The following is a 3,248-nucleotide window of genomic DNA, read 5'->3' on the forward strand; positions in this document are numbered from 1 at the left end:
ACCGGCACAGCCTCTACCTCAGCCGGTGGCAGGACGGCGACACCGGTCGCCGGGACATGGCCCTGGTCCGGTTCGAGGACGTCTACAAGGAGTACGGCATCGAGTTCACCGGAGCGGAACTGCCCGACTTCCTGCCGGCCGTGCTGGAGTTCACGGCCCGCACCGGAGACACGGGCCTGCTCACCGAGCACCGCGCCTGCCTGGAGCGACTGCGCTGCCGGCTGACCGACGTCGGCACGCCGTACGCGTGCGTCCTGGACGCGGTCTGCGCCACCCTGCCGGTCGCCCAGGACTGAGCGCCGGCGGTGGTCAGCCGGCCGAGCCCTTCTCGTCGTCCACGATCTCCGCGTCCACCACGCCCTCCTCCTCGGCTTCCGGTGCCCGCTGTTCCTCGGCCGGACCGCCGGCGGCGGCCGACGCGTACATGGCCTGGCCCATCCGTTGGCTGACCGTGGCGAGCTTCTCCACCCCGTTGCGCAGGGCGGCCGTCTCCGCGTTCTCCGCCAGCAGCCGCTTGAGATCCGCGACCGCCGACTCCACCTCGGTCCTGGTCTCCCCCGCCACCCGGTCGCCGTTGTCCCGCAGGAAGCTCTCGGTCTGGTACACGAGCTGCTCGGCCTGGTTCCGGGCCTCCGCGGCCTCCCGGCGCCTGTGGTCCTCCTCGGCGTACTGCTCGGCCTCCCGCATCATGCGGTCGATGTCGTCCTTGGGCAGCGCCGAACCGCCGGTCACGGTCATCTTCTGCTCGCGTCCGGTGGCCAGGTCCTTCGCCGAGACGTGCATGATCCCGTTCGCGTCGATGTCGAAGGCCACCTCGATCTGCGGCACACCGCGCGGCGCCGGCGGCAGCCCCGTGAGGTCGAAGACGCCCAGCTTCTTGTTGTACGCGGCGATCTCACGCTCGCCCTGGTAGACCTGGATGCCGACGGAGGGCTGGTTGTCCGCCGCGGTCGTGAAGATCTCCGAACGCCGGGTCGGGATCGTCGTGTTGCGCTCGATGAGCCTGGTCATGATGCCGCCCTTGGTCTCGATGCCCAGGGACAGCGGGGTGACGTCGAGCAGCAGCACGTCCTTCACGTCACCGCGGATGACACCGGCCTGCAGGGCCGCCCCGACCGCCACGACCTCGTCCGGGTTGACGCCCTTGTGCGGGTCCTTGCCGGTGAGTTCCTTCACCAGGTCGGTGACGGCGGGCATCCGCGTGGAGCCGCCGACGAGGATGACGTGGTCGATCACCGACAGCTGCACCCCGGCGTCCTTGACGGCCTGGTGGAACGGCTTCTTGCAGCGGTCCAGCAGGTCCGCCGTGAGCTCCTGGAACTGGGCGCGGGTCAGCTTCTCGTCCAGGTGCAGCGGCCCCTCGGCGGACGCGGTGATGTACGGCAGGTTGACCGAGGTCTCGGTGGCGGACGACAGCTCGATCTTGGCCTTCTCGGCGCCCTCCCGCAGCCGCTGCAGCGCCATCCTGTCGTTGCCGAGGTCGATGCCGTACTGCCCCTTGAACCGCTTCACGAGGTGCTCGACGATCCGCTGGTCCCAGTCGTCGCCGCCGAGGTGCGTGTCGCCGTTGGTGGCCTTGACCTCGATCACACCGTCGCCGATCTCCAGCAGCGACACGTCGAAGGTGCCGCCGCCCAGGTCGAAGACGAGGACCGTCTGCTCCTCGCCGCGGTCGAGGCCGTAGGCGAGCGCGGCGGCGGTCGGCTCGTTGATGATCCGGAGCACCTTCAGGCCGGCGATCTCCCCGGCCTCCTTGGTGGCCTGCCGCTGCGAGTCGTCGAAGTACGCGGGTACGGTGATGACCGCGTCGGTGACGTCCTCGCCGAGGTAGGCCTCGGTGTCCCGCTTGAGCTTCTGCAGCACCCGCGCCGACAGCTCCTGGGCGCGGTAGCGGGTGCCGTCCACGGACCCGCTCTCCGGGAACCGCCAGTGCGCGTCGCCCATGTGCCGCTTCACGGAGCGGGCGGTGCGGTCCACGTTCGTCACCGCCTGCCGCTTGGCGACCTCGCCGACCAGCACGTCACCGTTCTTCGCGAAGGCCACCACCGACGGGGTGGTGCGGGCCCCCTCGGCGTTGGCGACGACCGTGGGCTCACCGCCCTCCAGCAGGGCCACCACCGAGTTCGTCGTACCGAGGTCGATCCCGACCGCACGTGCCATGTCCGTCCCCTTCCGCCCGGGCGCCGCCTCGTCTCCAGCACAAAACCTGAGCGGGCCGTTGTCAATGCCGGGTACCCCGGGAACGGCGGTGCCGTGCCCCCGGACGGGGACACGGCACCGGACGGGGACACGACGGTCAGGCGAGCTTCGCCGACAGGGTGATGGTGGTGCCGGTCAGGGCCTGGCTGACCGGGCAGTTCTTCTTGGCGTCCTCGGCGGCGGCGGCGAAGCCGTCCTCGTCGAGGCCGGGGACGGTGCCCTCGACGGTCAGGTGGATGCCGGTGATGCCGGTGCCCGGCTGGAAGGTGACGTCGGCGTTGGTGACCAGCTTGGTGGGCGGGGTGCCGGCACCGGCCAGGGCGTGCGAGAGCGCCATGGAGAAGCAGCTGGAGTGGGCGGCCGCGATCAGCTCCTCCGGGCTGGTCCTGCCGTTGGCCTCCTGGGAGCGGGAGGCCCAGGTGACCGGCTGCTCGCCGATGCCGGAGGAGTCGAAGGTGATGACACCGTTGCCCTCGGTCAGGCTGCCTTCCCAGACGGTGTGTGCGGTACGCGTGGTAGCCACGGTTGTTCCTTTCGGCGGGTGGACCGGTTCGCAGCCCCCATCCGATCACATCCGGGCTCAGCGCACGCGGAAGACCGGCCCCCTCGCGCTGAAGGGCAGGCGGGCGCCCTCGGGGATCAGGTAGGCGTGTTCGCGGCGGACCCGCAGCACGTCGCACCAGCCGTCGGTGATCACCAGGACCGGCGCGGCGGGCGGGAAGTCGTCGGCGCGGTGCAGCAGGTCGATGCCGGGCTGCAGAATCGTGCCACCACGCCCGTGCACGCGGACCCGGCCCGCGATCTCGGTGGCCGGCAGGTAGCCGGCGTCGTGGGGTGCCGCGTCGCAGAAGACGACCCGGGCGGCCGGGACGTCCCGGGCCTCGGCGTAGGAGGCGATGGCACCGAGCGCCTTGCCGAGCAGGGTGCGGTCCATGGAGCCGGAGGTGTCGAGGACCACGCCGAAGGTGCAGCGGGCCGTTGAGGCAGGGACCGCACTGGCCCGCGGACTGAAGGGCCAGGTGGCGCAGGACGCGGGCGGTCTCGGTCAC

At 71.2% G+C, this 3,248-nt stretch carries 3 protein-coding genes and 1 pseudogene; 1 reads left to right on the forward strand and 3 read right to left on the reverse strand.

What is annotated here, in order from left to right; translation table 11 throughout:
* Positions 1-296, forward strand: a 296-nt coding sequence (locus ABZ646_RS43505; RefSeq protein ID WP_360532438.1) for a molecular chaperone TorD family protein, incomplete at its 5' end; no start/stop codon positions are given.
* A gap of 13 nt (positions 297-309) precedes the next feature.
* Here ABZ646_RS43505 and dnaK read toward each other — a convergent pair.
* From dnaK to ABZ646_RS43520, 3 genes and pseudogenes are all read right to left on the reverse strand, one after another.
* Positions 310-2,160 carry a molecular chaperone DnaK gene (gene dnaK / locus ABZ646_RS43510; protein ID WP_360532441.1) on the reverse strand — a complete coding sequence of 617 codons (1,851 nt, stop codon included), beginning with the start codon at positions 2,158-2,160 and terminating at the stop codon, positions 310-312.
* Between the two features lie 136 nt (positions 2,161-2,296).
* Positions 2,297-2,722, reverse strand: coding sequence for an OsmC family protein (locus ABZ646_RS43515; protein WP_360532445.1), 426 nt, complete (start codon positions 2,720-2,722; stop codon positions 2,297-2,299).
* 57 nt (positions 2,723-2,779) lie between these two features.
* A pseudogene (locus ABZ646_RS43520) lies at positions 2,780-3,175 on the reverse strand (hypothetical protein); the annotation flags it as partial.
* Positions 3,176-3,248: the final 73 nt, after the last annotated feature.

This window comes from Streptomyces sp. NPDC007162 (assembly GCF_040634175.1).
In the GTDB taxonomy this organism is placed as follows: Bacteria; Actinomycetota; Actinomycetes; order Streptomycetales; family Streptomycetaceae; genus Streptomyces.

What these genes read in the sequence shown, in the direction of transcription:
- dnaK (WP_360532441.1), bottom strand. Translation starts at nt 2,160, where the DNA reads ATGGCACGTGCGGTCGGGATCGACCTCGGTACGACGAACTCGGTGGTG.